Below are 21,304 nucleotides of genomic sequence, written 5' to 3' on the forward strand. Positions count from 1 at the left end.
TTGACGAGATGACCGAACTGCAGCACGCGCTGCGCTCGGGGCTTGGCTACTACCGCGCCCGGCCCCAAGCGGTGCTCAGTCTCCTCGGCTCTCCCTGGAACCCGACTCAATCAGTCGAGGCGTGAATGAGGGGCCCCTCGTCAAAGTGTGACCGCAGGGTCTGACATGAGCGCGAGACGCGCTGAGCCCAGACACCCCTGCTGCCCCCGCCCGCCTGATGCGCCCCAACTGGTCCGACAGTCGGACCAGTTGCCGTTGGCCGGGGGGAGGGGAGGTCCCCTGGCCGTGGTCCTCCCAACTGGTCCGACAGTCGGACCAGTTCGCGCGGTGCTCCGCCGACAAGGGCCCTCGGCCGTGGTCTTCCCAACTGGTCCGACAGTCGGACCAGTTGCTGTTGGCCGGGGGAGAGCGAAGGTCCCCGGCCATCGCCGTCCCAACTGGTCCGACAGTCGGACCAGGTCGAGCGGCGCGCTTCCGGCGGGGAGGCCTCGCAGCGGTCTTACCTGCTCAGCCATGAAGACTGCGCCTGGGTCCAGGGGGCCCGGTTCGCCTGGGGGAGCCCGTCAGCGTGTGTTCGTGGGCCTGCGGAGCAGAGGGAACAACTTGAGGCCCTTGCTGGCGGAGATGTGCCAGGCAAAGGGCCCCATGGATGCACCCTGTGATGGTGTCAGGCTCTTCCGGCTGGTGATGCTCAGGAAAGGGTCCTTCACCCTCGCGTGGCGGCTACCAGGTGAGGCCGACGGTGGCGGATGCGCGGCGGCGCTCGCCGTAGAAGCAGGCCGCCGCGGAGCTGCACGAGGACACGTAGGTCTTGTCCCCCAGGTTGGAGGCGTTGATGGCCGCTCGCCACGGGCCGTGCTCGTAGTGCACGCTCGCGTCCACCAGCGTGAAGCCCGGGACCTCCAGCGTGTTCTCGCGATCCGAGTAGGAACTGCCCACGCCGCGCACGCCCGCCGCCACTCCGAAGCCCCGCAACGCGCCGTCCTGGAACGTGTAGTCCAGCCACAGCGACGCCAGCACCTCCGGCACACCCACCGGGCGCTTGCCCTGCTCCAGGTCCGCGCCTTCGGTGATCTCCAGCGAATACAGCGACGCGGAGCCAATCAGGCTCAGCCCTCGCAGCAGCGTGGCGTTGGCCTCCACCTCGAAGCCTCGCGAGCGGACCTCTCCAATCTGCAGCTGGTTGAAGGCGCCGTCCGTGGTCACGAAGTTCTGACGCTTCATCTCGAACAGCGACAGGCCCACCAGCACCGGGAACGCGTCCGGCTGGTACTTCACGCCCGCTTCAATCTGCTGGCCCTTCTCCGGCTCGAACACCGAGCCGTCCGCCTTCGTCCCTGCCACCGGGTTGAACGACCGCGAGAAGCTGACGTACGGCGCGACCCCCACGTCGAACCGGTAGAGCAGGCCCGCGCGGCCACTGAAGGCGCTCTCGCTGCCGTCGTAGCTCGACGTGGGCGTCAGCTCGTTGTCCACGTCCATGCCCACCCAGTCATGACGCCCGCTCAGCACCAGGTTCAGCCGGTCGTTGAAGCGCAGCTGGTCCTGGAGGTAGACGCCCAGCTGGTCCTGCGTGGACTGGTTCAGCGTGTAGCGCGACTCCGTGGGCGTGTAGTCGCCGCGCACGGGGTTCAGCAGGTCCAGCGGCGCGCCCGCCTCGTAGCCCTGCTCGTCGTTCAGCACGTAGTTCTTGAAGTCCACGCCCGCCAGAACGGTGTGGCGCACGGGGCCGGTGCTGAAGCGCGCCTCGCCCTGTGTATCCACCGTGAAGAGGTTCGCGCTGGGACGGGTGACGAAGTTGCCTCGGGAGAGCTGCGCGTCCGCCGGTTCGCCCGCGTAGCCCACGCCGTAGAGCGTCTGGAAGTCCAGGTCCAGGTGCGCGTAGCGCAGGTTCTGCCGCAGCGTGAAGGTGTCGTTGAAGCGGTGGGAGAACTCGTAGCCCGCCCAGGACTGGTTGCGCTGGAAGTGATCCAGGCTCTTGTCACTGGTGAAGAGGTCGGTGGGGATGCGGCCATAGGGCGCGTCCACCACGCTGCCCACGTAGGGCAGGAAGTTCTGCCCCTGCGTGCGGTCCGCCAGGAAGCTGCCGTGCAGCGTGAGCGACGTGCGCTCCGAAGGCGCCCAGGTGAGGGCCGGCGCGATGAACAGCCGGTTGTTGTCCGTGTCCTCCACCTGCGTACCGCCGCCGCGCGCCAGCGCCGTCACCCGGTAGCGCCAGTGGTTGCCCGAGTCGATGGCGCCGCCCAGGTCCACGCCCACGTAGCCGTTGGCGAACGTGTTGCCACCGATTTCCACGTGCCGCACCGAGCCTTCAACGGGCGGACGCTTGCCCACCATGTTGAGCAGGCCGCCCGGAGACGTGCCTCCGTACAGCACGGAGGAGGGGCCGCGCACGGCCTCCACGCGCTCCAGGCCGAAGGTCTCCAGACGCCAGGTGGCGAAGCTGCTGGAGTAGAGCTGGAGCCCGTCCAGGAAGTAGCCACCCTCCTGCGACGTGAAGCCGCGGATCAGGAACCAGTCGTTGCGCGGATCCGCGCCAAACGTCTCCGAGCGCACGCCCGGCGTGTAACGCGTGGCCTCCGTCACCGACTGCGCCTGCTGCGCGTCCATCTGCGCCCGGCCCACCACCGACACCGACTGCGGCGTCTCACCCAGCGCGGTGTCCGTCTTCGTGCCGCCGGCGCTGCGGCGCGCGGTGTAGCCCTGCACCGGGCCGTTGGCGCGCTCGCTGTCCACCGTCACCGTGGGCAGGACGTAGAGCTCGTCGTTCTTCAGGTCTCCCTCGGGCGCGGGAGCCGGGGACTCCTGCGGCGCGACGGGCTCCTGCGCCAGGGCAGGGGAGGCGAGGGCGGCGAACGAGGCGCCAAGCAGCACCCCCGAGACGAGGCGGCGCGGACGGCTTCGGTTCTGGATGGGCATGTTGAGAATGATTTGCGAAATCAGAGGAGAGGCCCGTCGCGTAACACGGGCCCTCTGACGCGGCAAGACGGGAGTGGCCCGGGAGGCGCCCACGCCCTCCCGGTCCTTCCTGCCGCACACCGGATGTCTGCATTCAAAACCCCGGGTAGGTGACTACCCGGAGCTGTCTTTCACTGCTCTCCGGGGGGCCGGGGTTCAGGCGCGCTCGACGCGGAGCTTCGCGGGAAGGCCGTTGAGGCTGGCCTCCTCCTCGGTGCCGGTGAGACCCTCGGGGCCCACGTGGATTTCGGAGGCCAGCGTCTCGCGGGCAATCTCTTCGCGGGCCGCGTCGACGACGCGCTTCACCCGGTCATCACCGTCCACCCACAGGCGGATGCGGTCGGTGTAGCCCAGGTTCATGTCCTTGCGGCTGCCCTGCACGCGCGCCAGAAGCTCGCGCACCAGGCCTTCGTCCACCAGGGCCTCGGTGAGCTGCGTGTGCATCACGACCACGCCCACGGCCCCGCCCGCGGCGGCGTAGCCCGGCTGGGCTTCCACCAGCGTCTCCAGCTCCTCGGCCGGGAAGACCATGTCCTCGCCGCCCACGTTCAGGGCTACCTTGCCCGTCTGGAGCAGCTCCTGGTGCAGCGCGCGGCCGTCGCCTGAGTCGAACGCCTTGCGCACCGGCGCGAGCTTGGGGCCGAGCCGGCTGCCCATGGCGCGCAGGTTGGGGCGCACGCGGTAGCGCACCACGTCCGCCTCCGGGCTGCCCGGCTCCACCAGCTTCACGGTGTGCACGTTCAGCTCGTCGCTGATGAGCGCCTGGTACACCGCCACGCGCTCCGTCAATTCGCGGCGGGACAGGATGACGTCCGCGCGCGACAGCGGCTGGCGCACCTTGAGCCGGTTGTCCGTGCGGACCTTGAGGCCCAGGGACACCAGCTCGCGCACGGCGCCCATCTCCGCGGCCAGCCCCTCGTCGATGAGGCTCGCGTCCACGTCCGGGAAGCGCGCCAGGTGCACGCTCTCCGGCTGCGCCGCGCCCCACGGCTTGCCCACCAGGTTGCCCCACATCTCGTCCGCGAAGAACGGGATGAAGGGCGCGGACAGCGCGGTGATGGTCGTCAGCGCCTCGTAGAGCGTGAAGTACGCGTCCTGCTTGTCCTGCTCGAAGCCCGGCGCCCAGAAGCGCTCACGGCTGCGGCGCAGGTACCAGTTGGACAGCGCGTCCACCAGCGCCACCATCCGCTGGGCCGCGTCGTACACCTGATACGTGTCCAGCCCCTTGGCCACGTCGCGCAGGGTGAGCTGCACCTCGGAGAGGATCCACCGGTCCAGCACCGGCCGGGCCTTCACCTCGCGCCAGCCCTGGCTCTTGCGGATGGCCAGCCACGGCGCTTCCGTGCTGCTCGCGTTGCCCTTCGCAGGGTGGAAGCCGTCGATGTTCGCGTAGATGGTGAAGAACGAGTAGACGTTGCGCAGCTTGACCTGGAAGTCCTTCTGCAACAGCCGCACGTTGGCCAGCGAGTGGCGCGTGTTGGACCAAGTGGGGCTGGCCGCGTAGAAGAACCACCGGAACGCGTCCGCGCCCGGCGCCTTGGTGGCGGGGTCCTTGAGCACCACGCGCTCCGTGGGCGCCAGCCGGGGCACCTCCACCGGCATCACGTCCACGCCGCGCTTGGAGGGCTTCACGTCCAGTTGCTGAAGCTCCTGCGGCGCCAGCAGCACCACGCGGCGCTTCAGCTTCTTGTGCACCTTCACCGTCACGGTGACGGGCGCGTCCGGCCGGTCCGGACGGAAGAGCTGCACCTTCGCGCCCTCCTGCGTGTCCAGGCCCTCCAGGTCCTCGCGCGCGATGAGCGCCACGCCGGGCTCCGCGGGGACGCCGGCCTCCGTGGCGGTGAGCACCGCGAAGTCCATGCGCACCTCGTCCAGGATGATCTCCGGCGGGGTGTAGTTGCCCTTGGACTTGGACTCCTTCTTGCCCTCCTTGTCGGAGACGTGCCCCAGCACGATGCAGCTCTTGTACGGCATGGGCCACTCGCGCTTGGGGCTCAGGCCCATGCGCTTCTGCGTCTCCTCGTCGAAGAGGAGCGTGCTGACCATGAGCAGCGAATAGAACCAGCCGCGCGTCTGGTCGATGGCCTCGGAGATGAAGTCCGCCGGGAACGCGCGGTTGAAGATCTCCTGCGAGCCTTGCGCGTGCGGGAAGCCCCACTGCGCGAAGGGCATGCAGCCGGAGTCGAACCACACGTCCACCACTTCGGGGACGCGCTGGAACTTCCCGCCGGCGCCGGCCTTCTCGTACGTCACCTTGTCGATCCACGGCTTGTGGACCAGCAGGTGCTCCGCGTTGGACTCGTGCGGCTTGCCGGCGAGGAACGCCTTGAGCTCCGCCTCCACGGCGGCCACGTTGTTGCCCGGCTTCTGGCGCAGCTCCGCGATGGAGGACACCGCCTCCGTCTCACCCGTCTCCGAGTGGATCCACAAGGGCAGCGGCGTGCCCCAGTAGCGCTCGCGCGACAGGGCCCAGTCCACGTTGTTGTCGAGGAAGTCCCCGAAGCGGCCGTTCTTGATGTTCTCCGGGACCCAGTTGACCTGCTGGTTGTTCGCCTTGGCCTGCTCGATGACGGAGGTGGTGCGGATGTACCAGGCGGGGCGGGCGTACTGGATGAGGGGGTCCTCGTCCGCGCGCCAGCAGAAGGGGTATTCGTGGCGGTACTGCTCCGTGTGGATGAGCAGCCCGCGCTCCTTCAGGTTGCGCTGCAGGTCCTTGTCCGCGTCCTTCACGAAGCGGCCGGTGACGAGCGGCACTTCTTCAGAGAACGTGCCGTCCGGCTTCACCGCGCAGCGCATCTGCAACGCGTCCGGATCCGCGAAGCGCGTGGCGTCCTTGCGGTAGGCCTTGTAGTCGTCCTCGCCGAAGGCCGGGGCCGTGTGGACGATGCCCGTGCCGCTGTCCAGCGTGACGAAGTCCGCCGGAATCACGCGCCAGCCCACCGTGTCCTGGCCGCCGTCCTTCAGGGGCAGCGTGGCGTCCGCCTCCTTCGCGAAGTAGGTGTCGAAGGGCGGCGTGTAGCGCTGGCCCACGAGGTCGCTGCCCTTCTGCGTGGCCACGACGGGCAGGTCCTTCTTCAGCTTCTTCGCCAGTTCCTCGCGCAGCGCCGCGGCGAGGATGAGCTTGCGGTCCCCCGCGTCCACGGTGACGTAGTCCACGGACGGATTCACCGCCGCGTACATGTTGGACGGCAGCGTCCAGGGCGTCGTCGTCCAGATGAGCAGCGACGTGTCCGGCGCATCGCGCAGCGGGAAGGCCACGTAGACGCTGGGGTCGTCCACCGTCTTGTAGCCCAGGCCCACCTCCGCGGCGGACAGCGCGGTGCCGCCGCGCGGCCACCACCACACCACCTTGTGGCCCTGGTACAGCAGGCCCTTCTTGTAGAGCTCGGAGAGCGCCCACCACACGCTCTGCACGAAGCCCCGGTGGTAGGTGACGTAGGCCTCGTTCAAGTCCACCCAGAAGCCGATGCGCTGGGTCAGCCGCTCCCACTCCGCCGTGTAGCGGAACACGGACTCGATGCAGCGCTCCGTGAAGGGCTCCACGCCGTACTTCTCAATCTCGGCCTTGCCGTGGATGCGGAGCTCCTTCTCCACCTCCACCTCCACCGGCAGGCCGTGCGTGTCCCAGCCCGCCTTGCGCGGCACGTAGTGGCCCCGCATGGTCTGGTAGCGCGGGAACAGGTCCTTGATGACGCGCGTGAGGACGTGGCCGTTGTGCGGCAGACCGTTCGCGGTGGGCGGGCCTTCGTAGAAGACGAAGGAGGGCTTGCCTTCGTTCGCCTTGAGCGATTTCTCGAAGATGCCGCGCTCCTTCCAGAAGGCCAGGATGCGGCGCTCCTCGGCCGGGAAGTCCATCTCCACGGGGACCGCGTTGAACAGGGGCGAAGGCTTTTCGGACATGGTGGCCTGCTTGATACCACCGGCCCGGCCCTTTGGCAGTGAATCCAGGGCCTTGCGAACCCGCCCGCACGCCGGTGGACAGATTTGCCTAAGCTGAAATTCATGTAATTCACGCTGGCGAGGTGGCACCCTGGCCGCTCCCTGGGCAGCCTGTGGAGGTCCCCGCGTGACGCACGTCCCCCCGAAGTCATCCCTCTCCTTCCTCCTGGCGGCGCTGGTGCTGTGCTTCAGCGCGGGCACCGCGAGCGCGCAGGTGTCCCGGACGCTGAGCACGCCGGGCCCCACGGCGCAGGCGCAGAAGGTCTACAACCTGCTGACGGACCTGGAGAACAACAGCCGCAACGGCGGGACGAAGCAGACCATCATGGGCCAGCACTGCGAGGCCCAGAAGGAGTCCTACGCGGGCGAGTACTGGGTGAAGGTGGGGGACATCTCCGGCCGCCGCCCGGGCTTCGTGGAGTTCGACTTCGGGCCGGGCAACAACCGCAACACGTACGCGGAAGGCTACGTGGACTACGCGGTGGGCTTCGCGCGCGACCGCTTCCTCTACGGCGAGGGCATCGTCGGGTTCAGCTTCCACCAGTCCTATCCGGGCGCGCCGGTGAAGAGCTGGCCGAACAACTTCCGGCAGTCATGGATGGATTACAACTGGTTCGGCCGGGTCATCAACTGGCAGGCCAACACGGCGGAGTACCAGGCACTGCTGCGGGATTTGTCCTTCGCGGCGGACAAGCTCGCGTACCTCCAGCAGCAGGGCGTGCCGGTGCTGTACCGCCCCTTCCACGAGATGAACAAGAAGGGGAGCGCGTCGCCGTTCTGGTGGTCGAACCAGGACCCCGCCCAGTACAAGCAGCTCTGGAACATCGCGCACGACTACCTGGTGAAGACGCGCGGCCTGAAGAACCTCATCTTCGTCTGGTCGCCGTACGAGTGGGATGGCACCTACGGCGGGGACCCGTGGAACTACTACCCGGGCAACGACCGCGTGGACGTGGTGGCCGTGGACATCTACCACGGCAATCCCTACTTCCCGGCGCAGTTCTACACGGGGCTCGCGGGCTACAACAAACCGCGCATGGTGGCGGAGACGGACAAGCTGCCGGTGCGCTGGGGCGACAGCCGCTACGGCACGGTGTCTGAATTGGATGCGCGCCCGTGGGCCATCTACTCCATCTGGGGGGACTCGCTCGTCTACAACCTGGGCACGACGAGCCCCAACGACTGGAACGTGTCCAGCAGCTACAAGGCCATCAAGGACACGTATGGGTATTACGGCACGTACTGGCGCGTGCTGACCGGCGGGAGCAACGCGACCTACAACTGGGGCGCGCTGCGCTGAGAGCCGAGGCTCACCAGTCCGTGGGGCGGTAGTCCTTGAAGAAGTTGCCCCAGACGTATTCACCGGTGTTCACGGCGGTGATGACGGGGTCGACGATGCGCGCGGCCCCGTCCAGGATGTCCAGCGGGGGCTGGAAGTCCAGCTCCTGCACCTTGCGCTCGGCGTGCTGCGCGGGGTCTTCATCCGTCACCCAGCCGGTGTCCGCCGCGTTCATGAAGATGTTGTCGCGCGCGTAGTCCGACGCGGACGTCAGCGTCATCATGTTCAGCGCGGCCTTGGCCATGTTGGTGTGCGGGTGCTTGTCCGTCTTCGTCCAGCGGGAGAAGCTGCCCTCCATCGCGGACACGTTGACGATGTGGCCCGGCCGCGAGCGGTCCTTCAGCATCAGCGGCTTCAGCTTCCCGCACAGGATGAAGGGCGCCACCGCGTTCACCAGGTGCACCTCCAGCATCTCCGCGGTGCGCACCTCCGACAGCTTGAGGCGCCAGGAGTTCGTGGTCCTCAGGTCCACCTGCTGGAGGTCCGCGTCCAGCCGGCCCTCCGGGAAGAGGGCGCGCGTGTCGCCCTCCTGCTCCATGGCGTAGGGCAACAGCGACAGCGCCGCGGAGGAGTGGATGCCCAGCGCCGGGTCGTTGCTGCGCCAGCTGGCCACGGGCAGGGACGTGTTGCCCAGGTCGCCCGGGCCCAGCGCGGGCCGCAGCGCCGCGACGCAGGCCTCGTGGCCCGCGAGCAGCGGGCGCAGCTGGGGGGGCAGGGACTGCATGTCGCGCAGCTCGCCCTCCAGCAGGTGCTGGTAGAAGCCCGGCGGCCGGCGCACGGTCTGGGCGGCGTTGTTGATGAGGATGTCCAGCCGCTCGTACGTCTGTTCAATGTGGCGCGCGAACAGCTCCACGCTGGGCGCGTGGCGCAGGTCCAGGCCGTGCACCTGGAGGCGGTGGGCCCAGTCCGCGAAGTCCGGCTCGCGCGCGTAGCGCTGCACCGCGTCCTGGGGGAAGCGCGTGGTGGCGATGACCGTGGCGCCCGAGCGCAACAGCATCAGCGACGCCTGGAAGCCAATCTTCACGCGCGCGCCGGTGATGAGCGCCACCTGTCCGGTGAGGTCCGCGCGCTGCGTGCGCCGGGCGTAGTTCAGGTCCCCGCACGCGATGCACATGGCGTCGTAGAAGAAGTGGAGCTTGCGGTACTCCACCTTGCACACGTAGCACCTGCGCGGCATTTCCAAGAGCCGCTCCGGCGTCGCTTCCGGCGGTGGCGGGGGCAGCGCCGGCAGCGTCAGCACCGGCGCCTTGCGCAGCATGCGGATCTCCGTGCTGGAGCGCACGGCGCGGTCCTTGGCGCGCTGCACGTCCTTGCGCTCCTTCTTGAGCGCGCTCTGGAGCCGGTTCTTCGAGGCCTTGTCCGGGTAGACGAGCCGGCTCGCGGAGGCCAGCAGGGCGTGGTGGTCCTCATCTGGGAGGCGGTGCAAGAGCACGCGGTGTTTGGCGAGCGTGTTGAGCAGCTCCGTGGCGCGGCGCACGTCCTCGACGGAGACATCAGGGGGCAGGGCCGTGTCGGACTGGGGCGACGACGGCGGGAGGTTCTCGACGGCCAGATTCTTCACGCCCTGGTGCTTACCCTCCCGGGCGCTCCAGGGAAAGGCTCGGCTCCGGGCGGGCTTGGAGGGCGAGCCAGCGGGCGGGCTAGGAGGACGCGGGGCGCTCCGGGGGCTTCTCGGCCGTGCCACTGGCGGCCGGAGCGGCGCCATCCCGTTCCAGGCGGACGACGCCGTCAGCCCGGTAGAACTGGCGGTAGTACCAGGCGTTCCGGCTGACGATGTCATTCAGGATGCGCGCGGACAGGTGGGCATCCGTGAAGCTCCCGGGGGCGGACAGCCGGGGCGAGACCTGGTGCAGGAACTTGAAGTGGTAGTGCGAGTCGCTCTCGTGGGTCTGCTGGGTGATGCGCTCCAGGGAGAGCGTCGCCGGTTGCACGCCCAGCCACCGGAGCAGCTCCTCCGTATACCCGCCCGGGTCCTTGATGAACGTCTCGAAGCGCCAGAAGAACAGGTTCGCGCGCAGGTCCGGAACGTCGTTGAGGTTGGCGAGCGCCCGGAGCGGCCCCCCGACGGTGCCCGTGGGGGCGAACAGCTGCGTCGCCCGCGCCTCCACCAGGTTCTGCTCCAGCTGGCCCGGGAACGTGAGCAGCAGCGTCTTGCGGTGCTGGACCTCGATGCTCTTGTAGATGTCCCGCAGGTCCCTCAGACAGACGATCATCTTGAAGTCCGGGTAGAGCTCCCGGAGCGTCTCAACAAGGAAGAGCCAGTAGCGGCTCTTGTCGACCGTGAAGGGCTGGTCCGTGTCGCTGGACCAGGCCTCCATGAACGCGCGGGTCGCGCGTCCCAGCCGCCGGTAGACCTGTTCAAAGCCCGTGTCGAGCTGCGCCAGCAGCGCCGCGTCCTGGCTCCAGCTTTGCCGCATCGACTCCACCAGGGACGACAGGGGAGAGGTCGGGGTCGCGTGAACCTGGGCGTGCATGCCCAGGATGTTGCACAGCAGCGTCGAGCCGCTCCGGGGGAGCCCGGTCAGGAACACCAGCGACCGTGTCATGGGGAGTCTCCGAGAGCGGATGTCCGGGCCTTCACGTCAGACATTGTCCGTGACGCCGCGGGTTCCATCAAGGCGCGTGTTCCCTGGAACCCCTGGCTTGGAGGACAGCCTGGAATGGGTCCGTTACACTCCGTGCAGGCCGACCATGCAGCTGCCCCGCGAACTCTTCGTCAACCTTGTCTCCCTCTCCTCCACCAGCCATGTGCCGCTGGACGGATTGCTGGTGGGGATGCTGCGCGCGGAGCTCTCGCCAGAGGCCGTCCGCGCGCTGCTGGCGTCGACGCGCGAGCGGCTGGGAAACGCCCTGCTGCGCCCGGAGGGGGTGGATGACGGGGGATGGCTCGTGGAGGAGCAGGTCCTCTATCCGTCCCGGCTGCCCTGGCGGATGACGCTCGTGCGCGGTGCCTCCCGGCGCTGGGTGGAGGTGCCCCCCGGTGTCATGCCCCTGGTGGCCCACTTCCTGAGACAGGTCGCGCACGAACCGGATGCCCGGCGCGTCCAGGCGCTCTGGCCGTTCGATGACGCAAGCTGGGAGCTGTGGCGGGACGTCACCCCGACCGCGCCCTCGCGCTGGAGCGTTCCGGACGGCCCCGGCATCTACCGCCGGGAGCACGCCAGCCTGCTCATCCGCTCGCGCACCACCAGCATCCTGGTGGACCCGCTGGGGCTGCACCGGCGGATGCCGTCCATGACGGCCGCGCCCACGGAGCTGCCCCCGGAGGACCTGGGCGCGGTGGTCATCACGCACGGGCACGGGGACCACTGGCACCTGCCCTCGCTGCTGGCACAGGTGGCCTCCGCGCGCACGCCGGTCATCGTGCCCCGCGTCTCCCGCGTCAGCCTGCTGACCCCCATGGACTTCGTGGAGTCCCTGGAGGCCTGCGGGCAGTCGGCGCTGGCGCCGGCGTGGGGCGACACCGTGCGCATCGGCGACATCGACATCGACGTGCTGCCCTTCCACGGCGAGCAGCCGTCGCGCGAGGGGCCTCCGCTGGACGGGCACCTGCGCAACTGGGGCAACTGCTACCGCTTCACGACCGAGGACTTCTCCTGCCTCCTGCTGGTCGACGGCGGAGCGGACCCCTGGGGCGACATGGAGGACGTGCTGGCGGCTTCCTGCGCGCGGCGCGGCCCCGTGGATGTGCTGCTGGCCTGTCAGCGGGAGTTCAAGGCGCCCTTCTTCGGAGGCCTGGGCAGCTACTGGGCCGCGCTGCCCTGGGGGCGGCTCCAGGCGCTCTACCGCGACCATCAGCAGGGCACGCTCGGCAGCGTCACCGCGGGCGCGAGCGGCGCCGTGAAGCTGTGCGAAAGGGCCCAGGCCCGCTACTTCCTCCCCTACGCCAACGGCTTCGAGCGCCCCGGCCAGCCCATCACGGACATCGGCTGGGGGCTGGGAGAACCCTCCGAGGCGGACCGCAATGCCTTCATGCGCGATGCCCTGGCGCGTCAAAGCCTCTCCACCCAGGTCCTGGACTGGTGTCCCGGCGATGTCGCCCGGTTCGAGCGGGGGGCGCTGACGCTCACGCCCGGGCGACAGGGTGCGCCGAAGTAGGCGGGTTCATGGAAAAGGGCGCATCCAGCGCATTCCGTGTCTGTCTGGCTGTCTTTTGAATTCGTGGAATGTCTGGGATATCGTGGCGGGGCCGTCACAAAGGAGGCGGCCCCCCATGATGACCCAGGACATGATCATCCGTGCTTGGAAGGACCCGTCGTTCCGCGCCACCCTCACCGCCGAGCAGCTCGCGGAGCTGCCCGCGAACCCCTCGGGCCTGACGATGAACGAGCTGAACGAGGGTGACTTGATGGACGTGGTGGGCGGCCGCATCCAGGCGCCCGTCAGCCACGCCAACTCCTGTGGCTACATCTGCACCCTGACCACCGAGTGTGGTTGCTGAAAGTCTTTGGGAGGGGGCGCTTCCCGCCTGGGAGGCGTCCTGCCCGACATGAGGCGCGGGGGCCCTGGCTCCCGTGCCTTTTTCGTTTCCGCCCGGAGGTGCCATGCTTTCCGGCGCGGGTTTGCCGGTGAATGGAGAGCTGGGCGGCATGCAAGACATCGTCGGACTGGAAGCGTGGCTGAAGTCGGCGTTCCTCCACGAGCGGAGCCTCTTCGCGGCGGAGGGGCCGGCGGGCCCGGAGCTCCAGCAGGCCGAGCAGCGCGTCCAGGCGTGGAAGAAGAGCACCCTGAGCGACGAGGACACCTTCGGGGAGCGGCTGCGCAGCGCGGGGCTGGATGACGCGTCCTTCGTGCGGACGCTCGCCACGGGGACCGCGCGGCGGGACGCGCTGGAGTGGCTGTCCCCGCTGCGCGAGGTGCTGGCGGATGGCTGCGCCGACGTCGCCCTGCGGACGCCCGCGGACACCGGGCAGCGCATGCGCGTGCCCTCGCTGACCCGCCGCTTCCTCCAGTGGGGGCTGCGCCAGCTGCGCTCCGGGGTGGAGGCGCTGGCCTCCCGCCAGGGGCTCACCGCGGACGCGCTGTTGGATCCGCGGGCGGAGGACCAGCTGGTGGAGGCGCTGGACCAGCGGCTGATGAGCCACGCGACCCGGGCCCTGGTCCTGGAGCTCAACGTGGCCCGCATGCGCGGGGAGCTGCGGGGCGCCACGCCCCAGGAGCGGTTCGAGCACTTCGCCCTGCACCACCTGGAGGCGCCGGGCCGGCTCGCCGCGTTCCTGGAGGAGTACCCGGTGCTGGCGCGGCTGATGATGACGTCCCTGGAGCGCTGGCTCCAGGGCAGCCTGGAGCTGCTGACGCGCGTGGCGGCGGACCGGGAGCAGCTGGGCCAGGTGCTGGGCGGAGGGGGCGCGCCCGGGGCGCTCGTGTCGGTGCGGACGGGCGCGGGGGACGTGCATCGCGGAGGCCGCAGCGTGGCGCTCCTGATGTTCAGCTCCGGCCTGAAGGTCGTCTACAAGCCGCGGTCGCTGGAGATTGAAGCGCGCTATCAGGACCTGCTGGGCTGGCTGGAGCAGGGCGGCCTGCGCCACCCGCACCGCCGGCTGAAGGTGCTGCTGCGCCAGGGCTACGGCTGGGTGGAGCACGTCGAGACGGGCGGCTGCGACACGCGCGAGGCCGTGGAGCGCTTCTACTGGCGGCAGGGCAGCCACCTGGCGCTGCTGTACGTGCTGCGCGCGGTGGACTTCCACTACGGCAACCTCCTGGCCGCGGGCGAGCACCCGGTGCTGGTGGACCTGGAGGGGTTGTTCCACCACCGGCTGACCCTGGGCGCGGGCGATACCGCGATGCACCGGGCCGCGCAGGTGCTGGACCAGTCGGTGCTCAGCATCGGCCTGCTGCCCACGCTCTTCTTCGGCAAGGAGGGGCGGGCGGGCGTGGACCTGAGCGGCCTGGGAGGCGAGGCCGGACAGCTGTATCCGCATGCCTCGGCCACGGTGGAGGACCGCGCCCAGGACACGATGCGCGTGGTCCACCGGCAGATGGTCACGCCGGGCGCCCAGAACCGCCCCCTGCTCGAGGGGAAGCCGGTGGACGTCACCGAGTTCGTCACGTCCATCGTGGACGGGTTCCGGGAGACGTACATGCACCTGGTCCGCCACCGCGAGGCGATGGCCGGCCTGCTCCAGGGCTTCCAGGACGTGGAGGTGCGGCACATCGCCCGGGCGACGATGCGCTACGGGTTCCTGCTGCAGGAGAGCCTCCACCCGGACTTCCTCCGCGACGCGCTCGACCGGGACCAGGCCCTGGACAAGCTGTGGGCGGAGGCCCGCGTGCGCCCCACGCTGCGGCGCCTGGCGCCCTCCGAGCACGAGGACCTCCGGCTGGGGGACGTGCCCGTCTTCAGTGCCCGGCCCGGCGCGCGCCATGTCTGGGACAGCCAGGACCGGTGCGTGCCGGACTACTTCCTGCGCCCCAGCCTGGAGGACTCGCTCCAGCTGCTGCGGGAGCTGGGCCCCACGGGCTGCGACGCGCAGGTGGCCCTCATCCGCCAGTCCATGGTGGCCATCGACAAGGAGCGGGAGTCGTCCGGCGGGACGTCCCTGGACGCCTCGGCGCCCCTGCCGCCTCCGGCCACCGCCGAGGCGTGTCTGGCGGGCGCGGTGCAATTGGGCGAGTACCTGGCCGCGAGCGCCATCCACGGCGCCGAGGACGTCAGCTGGATTGGCGTGAGCCTCCAGGACCTGGAGCACTGGCGCTGGACGCTGTCCCCCATCCGCACGGGGCTCTACGACGGCGTGGGCGGACTGGCGCTGTTCTTCGGCTACCTGGCGGCCGTCACGGGGCGGAGCGACTTCGCGGCGCTGGCGCGCAAGGCGGTGGAGCCGGTGCGCGCCCAGTGGCGCACGCCGGACATGATGGACTACCCCAGCGTGGGGGCGCTCGCGGGACGGGCGTCCCACGTCTACGTGCTCAGCCACCTGGCCGCGGTGCTGGGCGAGCCCGCGCTGCTGGACGAGGTCCACGCGGGCCTGGGGGCGCTGGAGGAGAAGATTGACGCGGACAAGGCGCTGGACGTGTGCAGCGGCGTCGCGGGCTGCGCGCTCGTGCTGTTGCGGCTCCACCAGCAGACCGGGAGCGCGGAGGCGCTCCGGCTGGCACGCCGGTGCGGCGAGCGGATGCTCCAGACGGCGGGCGACTCTCCGCGTGGCGGCCGGGCCTGGGTGGTGCCCGCGGCCCAATGCGAGCTGTCCGGCATGTCCCACGGCACGGCCGGCTTCGTCTGGTCCCTGCTGGAGCTGGCCACGGTCACCGGGGACGAGCGCTACCGGGAGGCGGCCCGCCAGGGGCTCGTCTTCGAGCGCACGCTGTTCGTTCCGGAGGCCGGCAACTGGAGGGATTTGCGCACGTCGAAGGAGGGCGAGCCGCTGGTGCCGGGCGCGTTCCTCACCGCCTGGTGCAACGGCGCGTCAGGGATGGCGCTGGCCCGGCTGCTGTCCTCCCGGCACCTGGAGGACGGCCAGTTCGCGTCGGAGATTTCCGTGGGGCTCGGCACCGTGCTGCGCGAGGGCTTCGGCGGCAGCCACTGTCTGTGCCATGGGGATGTGGGCAACCTGGAGGTCCTCCACCTGGCTGGCGAGGTGCTGGGCGACGCGGCCTGGAAGCAGGCCGCGCTTTCACGGGCCGCGCGGGTGCTGGCGCAGGGACGGGACGGAAAGTGGCGCTGCGGCCTGCCGAAGTACAATGAGGCTCCGGGGCTGATGCTGGGACTGTCCGGCATCGGGCTCGGGTTGTTGCGACTCGCCTCACCTTCCTTCGTTCCTTCGGTCCTGGCCCTGGAGCCCGTGCGCGCCGCACCCCGCATGACTTCCGTGTGATGTCACGACGCACGACATTGGCGCTGGGCCTGGGCGCCGCCCTGGTCTTCCTGGGGGGCCTGCTGCTCATCCGGTGGCACGGGGGCCGTGGGGCCACGGCCGTGGCCCGGCCGGGAGAGGCCTCCTCGCGGGAGCTGGTGCCCCGCGTGCTGGAGCCGGCGGCACGGCGCGAGGGCCTGCTGGGCGTCATCGTCGCCAGCGGCAGCGTGGACGTGGCGGCCCGGCTGGAAGGCACCCTTGAGCGCATGGACGCGCAGGTGGGGGACACCGTGCGGCAGGGGGCGGTGCTCGCCCGGCTGGACACGCGCGCCCTGCAGCGGGAGCTGGCGGTGGCGCAGGCCTCGCTCCAGGCGGGAGAGGCGGAGCGCAACATCGCGGCCATCGCGCTCGCGGAGACGCAGGAGCGGCTGAAGCGCCGCTCCGACCCGAAGCAGATGGCCCTGGGCGCCCTCTCCGAGGAGGAGCTGGCCACCGCGCGCTACCAGGAGCAGACCGCCGTGGCCCGCCTGCGCGCGGCGGAGGCGGGGGTGGCGGAGCGCAAGGCGCGGGTGGAGCAGATGGCCCAGAGGCTCTCCGACGCCACCGTGCTGGCTCCCTTCGACGGGCAGGTCGCCATCCGCTACCTGGACACCGGGGCGATGGTGGCCCCCGGCCGCGCCCTGTTCCACCTCATCCGGTCCGGCGCGCAGCAGGTGCGCTTCGCCGTTCCGGAGGACCGGGCGGCGAGCCTCGCGGTGGGCCTGCGGCTGTCCGTGGAGGTGCCTTCGCTGGGACGGGTCCTGGAGGGACGCGTGGAGAACGTGGCGCCGGAGGTGGACGCGGCCTCGCGCATGGTGCTGGCCATCGCGAGCGTGTCCGTGGCGGGCCAGGCGCCGGTGCCCTCGGGCGCCGTGGTCCGGGTGTTCATCCAGGAGGGGGCCGCTTCCCAGGCGGCCACGCCATGACGTCCAGGCCGAGCCCGTTCCGCAAGGAGGCGCTGGAGTACCAGCAACGGGCCCACCAGGAGTCCGGAGACGTCCTGCGGATCAGCCCCGCGTGGACCCGGTGGGCCTACTGGCTGCTGCTGGGCGCGCTGGGCTGTTCGCTGCTCTTCTTCTGCGTGGGCACGCTCTTCGAATACGCGTCCGGCCCCGCGCTCATCCGCGTGGAGGGCAAGACGGACCTGACGGTCGCGTTCTCTGGCGTGGTGCTGACGGTGGACGTGCAGCCCGGCCAGCGGGTGGTGGCGGGGCAGGCGCTGGTGCACTTCGCGTCCGAACAGGAGCAGGGGACGCTGGCGCGCATCTCCCGGGAGTTCGAGCTCCAGATGGTCCGCTACCTGCGCGACCCGGCGGACGAAGGGGCGCGTCAGGCACTCACGGGGCTGCGGGCGGAGCGGGAGCTGGCCCAGGCCCGGCTGGAGGAGCGCACCCTGCGAGCACCCCACGCGGGCGTCGTGGGGGACCTGCGGCTGCAGCCCGGCCAGTACATCACCTCCGGCGTGCGCGCGCTGTCGCTCCTGGGCGACGACGCGACGGTGACGGTGCTGGCCTTCCTGCCGGGCCAGTACCGCCCGCTGCTCCTGCCGGGCATGGACCTGCGCCTGGAGCTGCGGGGCTTCGCCTACGAGTACCGCGACCTCGTCATCGAGTCGGTGGGCGATCAGATCATCGGGCCCGGGGAGGTGCGGCGCTACCTGGGCGCGGAGCTGGGGGACGCCGTCTCCCTGGAGGGGGCGCTGGTGCTGGTGCGCGCGCGGCTGCCGCTGCGGACGTTCGTCCGGGAGGGGCGGACCTTCAACTACTACGACGGCATGCCGGCGCGGGCGGAGGCGCGGGTGAAGTCGGAGAGCATCCTGCTCACGCTCGTTCCCGGACTGAAGGAGCTCCTCCCCCATGACGGATGAAGCCGGACGGGGGCTGCTGGAGCGCTTCCCCGCGCTGAAGAGGCTCCAGGAGGCGGCGCGCGGCCGGCGCATCCCGGAGGTGCGGCAGATGACCCCGGCGGAGTGCGGCATCGCCTGCCTGGCCATGGTGCTGGGCTTCCACGGCCGGGGCGTGGGGCTGGACGACGTGCGGATGGTGACGGGGGCCGCGCAGGACGGGCTCGCGGCGGCGCACCTGCTGACGGCGGGGCGCGCCTTCGGGCTGCGGGGACGGGGCGTCTCCATCGACCTGGACGGCGTGCCCTTCCTGCCCGCGGCGTCGGTGCTCCACTGGAAGTTCACCCACTACGTCGTCTTCGAGCGGTGGGTCCCCGAGGGCGTGCACATCCTCGACCCGGCGCAGGGCCGCCGCTTCGTGTCCATGGAGCAGTTCCGGCAGTTCTTCACCGGCGTGGCGCTGCTCTTCGAGCCTGGCGAGGGCTTCGTCCGCAGCCCGGGCAAGCCCCGGCGCATGTCGCGCTACGTGGAGAAGTTCGCGCGCCAGTCCCAGACGCTCACGCGGGTGTTCGTCCTGTCGTTGATGTTGCAGGTCCTGACGCTCTCCATCCCCCTGCTCACGGGCCTGGTGGTGGACCGGGTGGTCCCCCGGGGGGACTACCACCTGCTGCTGGTCCTGGGCGTGGGCCTGGGCGCGCTGGTGTGCTTCCACCTGCTGACCTCGTTGGTGCGCAGCCACCTGCTGCTGGAGCTGCGCACCCGCATCGACTCGGACATGACGCTCGGCTTCCTCGAGCACCTGGTGTCCCTGGCCTATCCCTTCTTCCAGGTGCGCTCCGCGGGCGACCTGATGGCGCGCCTCAACGTCACCTCCACCGTGCGCGAGGTGCTCTCCTCCAGCCTCGTGTCCACGCTGCTGGACGGGCTGCTGGTGGTGCTCTACTTCCTCATCCTGGCCGTGGCGAACCCCGGGACGGCCCTGCTGGTGGGGGGCCTGGGCGCGTTGCAGGTGCTGGTGTTCCTGGTGTCCCGGCGCAAGCAGCGCACCCTGCTGGCGCAGAACCTGGAGCTGGATGCGCGCAACCAGAGCTACCAGATTGAAATGCTGACGGGGATGCAGACGCTGAAGGCCTTCGGCGCGGAGCACCGCGCCGTCCAGCACTACTCCGGCCTCTTCGTGGACGTGCTCAATGTCACGCTGGCCCGCGGACGGCTGACGGCCTGGGTGGACGCGCTCTCCGGCACGTTGCGGTTGAGCGCGCCGCTGTTGCTGCTCTGCCTGGGGGCGCTCCAGGTGTTGGAGGGGCGGATGAGCCTGGGGACGATGTTGAGCCTGAACGCGCTGGCCGTGGCCCTGCTCACGCCCCTGGCGAACCTGGTGACCACGATGGGGCAGCTGCAGCTGGTGGGCAGCTACATCGAGCGCATCGACGACGTGCTGGACACGCCCGTGGAGCGCGAGCCGTCGAGGCCCGAGTCCAGCGTGGACCTGCAGGGGCGGATTGAAATGGAGCGGGTCTCGTTCCGCTTCGGCCCCATGTCCCCGATGATCATCCAGGACGTGTCCGTGCGCATCGAGCCCGGGCAGTTGGTGGCCATCGTGGGGCGCTCCGGCGCGGGCAAGAGCACGCTCGCGAACCTGCTGTTGGGGCTCTACCTGCCCACGGGCGGACGGGTGCTCTACGACGGGGTCGACCTGGCGGAGCTGTCCCTGGGCGCGGTGCGGGGGCAGGTGGGAATCGTCCTGCAGGAGCCGTCCTTCTTCGGGACGACGCTGCGCGCGAACATCGCGCTCAGCGACCCGACGGCCTCCCCGGAGCGAATCCTCGGCGCGGCGAAGCAGGCGCAGATCCACGATGAAATCCTGGCCATGCCGCTCAAGTACGACACGCCGTTGGCGGACCGGGGCATGTCGCTGTCCGGAGGCCAGCGGCAGCGGCTGGCCCTGGCCCGCGCGCTGGTGCGCAACCCCAAGATCCTCCTGCTGGATGAAGCGACCAGCGCCCTGGACTCCGTCACGGAGCACCGGGTCCAGGACGCGCTGGCTTCGCTGAATTGCACCCGCATCGTCATCGCCCACCGGCTGAGCACCATCCGCAAGGCGGACCTCATCCTGGTGATGGAGCACGGGCACATCGTCGAGCAGGGGCGCCATGAGACGCTGGTGCAGCAGGACGGGGCCTACGCCCGGCTGGTGGCGGCCCAGCTCTGATGCTTCAGCCCAGGCCCAGGCGGGGCAGCGTCACCTCGCGCACGCGCGGGATGCGGAAGCGGTAGAGGAACGCGTCCGCGAAGTAGTGCGCCAGCACCACGCCGTTGGTGGCGAGCACGCCCAGCGACCACAGCGGCTGCTGCCTCAGGAGGAAGGCCGTGGCCGCGCCCTGCGTCGCCCCGTCCACCAGCGTGACGAAGGGGCTGTTGGCCACGCCCACCAGGATGATGGGCGCCATGAGGGCCAGCATCGCCGCCCACACGCGCGGGCCGCGCAGGCGGGCCGTGGTCTCCGAAGGCGTGGGCTGGAGCATCCGGCCGGTGAGGAAGAAGTACTCCAGGCCGTGGATGCCCGCGCTCAGGATGGCGCCCCACAGCGGCCACACGAGGTACACCGCCACCACCGCCACGTGCGCCAGGAGGTACACGCGCCGGGGGCCGCTCTGCCCCGGAGGCCCCCGCAGCGCGAAGAGCAGCCGTGCGGCGAAGACGCCCCAGACGGCGAGCAGCACCCAGGTGAGGCCGTGCGGCAGGGAGCCGGACTCCGCCTGGCCGATGTTGACCATGGGCCGTGAGCCCAGCGCGTCGGTGATGGGCAGGGCCAGCGAGCGGAGCATCATCAGCGTCAGCGCGACGGGGACGAACTGACGCTGGAGTGTGCGCTCGGACTCGGACAGCGGCGGGGCTCCCGCGGCGCGGGCCCGGAGCGCGTGCAGGGCCCAGAGCCCCTTCACCTGCGACAGCGTGTGGTGCGCGGCGAGGACGTGGATGCCCGCGGTGAGCAGCAGCGCGAGGAGCGGGGCGTATGTGTCCGCGTACCAGTGCAGTCCGAACGTGAGCGCGAACACCGCCGCCGAGCCGCCCACGAGCAGCCGGGACTGGGAGGGCGTGGTGTGCAGCAGCTCGCGCCGGGTGCCCACCAGCAGGAAGGTCAGGATGACGTGGGTGCCGTTGAGGAAGACGTACTGCGACGTCCACCGGCCAATGGACCGGGCGAACCCCTGCGAGTCCTCACCGGTGAGGCTCGCGAGCCACACGGAGGCGATGAGCAGCAGCGTGGGCAGGAGCAGGATGCTCAGGTCGGCCCGGGGCGAGAAGAGCCACAGCCCCCGGAAGCGCAGGGATGCCGGGGCGTCGGAGGCTTCGAGCGCGGGGGCGGGCAGGGTGGCCATGCGCGCGGCA

Annotated in this window: 12 protein-coding genes; 7 read left to right on the top strand and 5 right to left on the bottom strand. The window is 70.3% G+C overall.

Annotated features, from left to right (window positions below):
• Positions 1 to 723: 723 nt before the first annotated feature.
• Positions 724 to 2,919, bottom strand: a complete 2,196-nt coding sequence (locus D7W81_RS15855; protein ID WP_120556217.1) for a TonB-dependent siderophore receptor — start codon at positions 2,917 to 2,919, stop codon at positions 724 to 726.
• 195 nt (positions 2,920 to 3,114) lie between these two features.
• The gene (ileS, locus tag D7W81_RS15860; protein ID WP_120556218.1) at positions 3,115 to 6,858 is read right to left on the bottom strand and encodes an isoleucine--tRNA ligase; all 3,744 of its coding nucleotides are present in this window, start codon (positions 6,856 to 6,858) and stop codon (positions 3,115 to 3,117) included.
• Positions 6,859 to 7,024: 166 nt separating this feature from the next.
• Here ileS and D7W81_RS15865 point away from each other — a divergent pair, with 166 nt between their 5' ends.
• Entirely contained in the window at positions 7,025 to 8,197 is a 1,173-nt protein-coding gene (locus D7W81_RS15865; RefSeq protein ID WP_120556219.1) for a glycoside hydrolase family 26 protein, read from the top strand.
• A 10-nt stretch (positions 8,198 to 8,207) separates the two neighbouring features.
• Here D7W81_RS15865 and D7W81_RS15870 read toward each other — a convergent pair whose 3' ends face one another.
• On the bottom strand, positions 8,208 to 9,797 hold the full coding sequence (locus tag D7W81_RS15870; RefSeq protein ID WP_120556220.1) for an SDR family NAD(P)-dependent oxidoreductase: 1,590 nt from the start codon (positions 9,795 to 9,797) through the stop codon (positions 8,208 to 8,210).
• A gap of 79 nt (positions 9,798 to 9,876) precedes the next feature.
• The gene (locus D7W81_RS15875) at positions 9,877 to 10,782 is read right to left on the bottom strand and encodes a sulfotransferase family protein (protein ID WP_120556237.1); all 906 of its coding nucleotides are present in this window, start codon (positions 10,780 to 10,782) and stop codon (positions 9,877 to 9,879) included.
• A 145-nt stretch (positions 10,783 to 10,927) separates the two neighbouring features.
• On the opposite strand from D7W81_RS15875, the gene D7W81_RS15880 reads away from it, so the two are divergent.
• From D7W81_RS15880 to D7W81_RS15905, 6 genes are all read left to right on the top strand, one after another.
• Complete coding sequence (locus tag D7W81_RS15880) at positions 10,928 to 12,334, top strand: MBL fold metallo-hydrolase (protein ID WP_158621607.1); 1,407 nt, start codon at positions 10,928 to 10,930, stop codon at positions 12,332 to 12,334.
• A 115-nt stretch (positions 12,335 to 12,449) separates the two neighbouring features.
• Complete coding sequence (locus D7W81_RS15885; RefSeq protein WP_120556222.1) at positions 12,450 to 12,677, top strand: mersacidin/lichenicidin family type 2 lantibiotic; 228 nt, start codon at positions 12,450 to 12,452, stop codon at positions 12,675 to 12,677.
• Between the two features lie 148 nt (positions 12,678 to 12,825).
• A complete protein-coding gene (locus D7W81_RS15890; RefSeq protein ID WP_120556238.1) occupies positions 12,826 to 16,050 on the top strand; it encodes a type 2 lanthipeptide synthetase LanM family protein in 3,225 nt (1,074 codons plus the stop codon).
• The gene (locus D7W81_RS15895; protein WP_120556223.1) at positions 16,050 to 16,994 is read left to right on the top strand and encodes an efflux RND transporter periplasmic adaptor subunit; all 945 of its coding nucleotides are present in this window, start codon (positions 16,050 to 16,052) and stop codon (positions 16,992 to 16,994) included. The genes D7W81_RS15890 and D7W81_RS15895 overlap by 1 nt, the downstream gene beginning before the upstream one ends.
• The gene (locus D7W81_RS15900) at positions 16,991 to 17,935 is read left to right on the top strand and encodes an efflux RND transporter periplasmic adaptor subunit (protein ID WP_120556224.1); all 945 of its coding nucleotides are present in this window, start codon (positions 16,991 to 16,993) and stop codon (positions 17,933 to 17,935) included. The genes D7W81_RS15895 and D7W81_RS15900 overlap by 4 nt, the downstream gene beginning before the upstream one ends.
• The gene (locus D7W81_RS15905) at positions 17,925 to 20,123 is read left to right on the top strand and encodes a peptidase domain-containing ABC transporter (RefSeq protein ID WP_120556225.1); all 2,199 of its coding nucleotides are present in this window, start codon (positions 17,925 to 17,927) and stop codon (positions 20,121 to 20,123) included. The genes D7W81_RS15900 and D7W81_RS15905 overlap by 11 nt, the downstream gene beginning before the upstream one ends.
• A gap of 4 nt (positions 20,124 to 20,127) precedes the next feature.
• Here the strand turns inward: D7W81_RS15905 and D7W81_RS15910 are convergent, their stop codons facing one another.
• A complete protein-coding gene (locus tag D7W81_RS15910; RefSeq protein ID WP_120556226.1) occupies positions 20,128 to 21,294 on the bottom strand; it encodes a hypothetical protein in 1,167 nt (388 codons plus the stop codon).
• Positions 21,295 to 21,304 lie beyond the last annotated feature (10 nt).

Source organism: Corallococcus aberystwythensis (assembly GCF_003612165.1).
Taxonomy (GTDB): domain Bacteria; phylum Myxococcota; class Myxococcia; order Myxococcales; family Myxococcaceae; genus Corallococcus; species Corallococcus aberystwythensis.

Excerpts from the sequence above, each read along its gene's own strand:
- D7W81_RS15905 (WP_120556225.1), top strand. The coding sequence starts at position 17,925 with ATGACGGATGAAGCCGGACGGGGGCTGCTGGAGCGCTTCCCCGCGCTG.
- ileS (WP_120556218.1), bottom strand. The coding sequence starts at position 6,858 with ATGTCCGAAAAGCCTTCGCCCCTGTTCAACGCGGTCCCCGTGGAGATG.
- D7W81_RS15895 (WP_120556223.1), top strand. The coding sequence starts at position 16,050 with ATGTCACGACGCACGACATTGGCGCTGGGCCTGGGCGCCGCCCTGGTC.
- D7W81_RS15855 (WP_120556217.1), bottom strand. The coding sequence starts at position 2,919 with ATGCCCATCCAGAACCGAAGCCGTCCGCGCCGCCTCGTCTCGGGGGTG.
- D7W81_RS15900 (WP_120556224.1), top strand. The coding sequence starts at position 16,991 with ATGACGTCCAGGCCGAGCCCGTTCCGCAAGGAGGCGCTGGAGTACCAG.
- D7W81_RS15875 (WP_120556237.1), bottom strand. The coding sequence starts at position 10,782 with ATGACACGGTCGCTGGTGTTCCTGACCGGGCTCCCCCGGAGCGGCTCG.
- D7W81_RS15890 (WP_120556238.1), top strand. The coding sequence starts at position 12,826 with ATGCAAGACATCGTCGGACTGGAAGCGTGGCTGAAGTCGGCGTTCCTC.
- D7W81_RS15885 (WP_120556222.1), top strand. The coding sequence starts at position 12,450 with ATGATGACCCAGGACATGATCATCCGTGCTTGGAAGGACCCGTCGTTC.
- D7W81_RS15880 (WP_158621607.1), top strand. The coding sequence starts at position 10,928 with ATGCAGCTGCCCCGCGAACTCTTCGTCAACCTTGTCTCCCTCTCCTCC.
- D7W81_RS15910 (WP_120556226.1), bottom strand. The coding sequence starts at position 21,294 with ATGGCCACCCTGCCCGCCCCCGCGCTCGAAGCCTCCGACGCCCCGGCA.